Source organism: Pectobacterium brasiliense (genome assembly GCF_013449685.1).
Classification (GTDB): domain Bacteria; phylum Pseudomonadota; class Gammaproteobacteria; order Enterobacterales; family Enterobacteriaceae; genus Pectobacterium; species Pectobacterium brasiliense_A.
This window is the reverse complement of the sequence record NZ_JACDSF010000112.1, coordinates 1-1,067: the sequence shown is the minus strand read 5'-3', so window position 1 is coordinate 1,067 and position 1,067 is coordinate 1. Positions and strand designations below refer to the sequence as shown.

2 protein-coding genes are annotated in these 1,067 nt (G+C 46.6%); both read left to right on the top strand.

Going from position 1 to position 1,067, the window contains the following annotated elements:
- A partial coding sequence (locus H0248_RS21495; protein WP_257981581.1) for a cell division cycle 123 family protein occupies positions 1–769 on the top strand: 769 nt, incomplete at its 5' end.
- A gap of 8 nt (positions 770–777) precedes the next feature.
- A partial coding sequence (locus H0248_RS21490; RefSeq protein WP_180787423.1) for a PAAR domain-containing protein occupies positions 778–1,067 on the top strand: 290 nt, incomplete at its 3' end.

Below are 1,067 nucleotides of genomic sequence, written 5' to 3'. Positions count from 1 at the left end.
GAATATGTATTCTGAACATAAGGCGACATTTATTGAGAACTGGCCGAAAGAGTTGTTGGATTTATCGTTTTTGAGTGAGGGGTTTGAACTTCATGAGCGAGACGTTATTGCCATCGGAGCCAATACTCATGATTTTATGAATGCCAGAGGGCTACTGGAAAAACCACAATATTCTGCACAATTACGTGAAGATATCGAATATGCCTTGTCGGTGTTGAATAAACCGATCTTTTTGCGATTCGGAGGTGTTAGCTACCACGATGATACGCGTCCTCGGTTAGAGACGGTTGATGGCGTGATTGAACAACTCGCGGTCTCAAATCGTCGTGTCGCCTCCTATCTTTGGGATTGCCTGCAATCGTCAACGCCCGTTTGGCTGTATCTGAGAGAGTGGCGTGATATTCCCCGCTGGGGAGAATTCAGGTGCTTTATCAAAGAGGGCAAAGTGATTGGCGTTTCTCAATATCACTGTCTGGAATACTTTCCGTTTATCAAAGAAAAGGAAAACGAAATACGCCTTCAACTCATCGCTTTTTTACAAAAGCTCTTACCTGTATTACACGTTGATTCCGTGGTCGCAGATGTGGCGATAACTTATCAGGACAGCGAGTTTGCTACCACGCTGATTGAGCTCAACCCGTTTATTCAGCGGACGGATGCCTGCCTTTTTTCCTGGGTAAGTGGTGGTGATTTTAATGGCCGTATTCGCATCAATCTAAGTGATGCAGATGCGCAAGCGGAAAAAAAAAGAAGACCCTATTTATTATAGGAGGGAGTATGGGAAAGCCAGTGGCAATACTTGGACACATGCACGTTTGCCCGAAAGTCGAGCCCGGCCCAGTGCCACACGTGGGCGGACCGATTATTGATGCCGGACAGTCGATTGTTACTATCAACGGGATCCCTGTTGCTGTGGTAGGTGGTAAAACATTGTGTACAGGAGTCGGGATACCAGATGGATTGGTCGCGGGCTCATCTATATTCACTATAGAAGGTAAGCCCGTCGTAAGAATGGGAGATAGTTGTGCCCACGGTGGTAAAATCGTGCAAGGATGGCCTACAGTGAC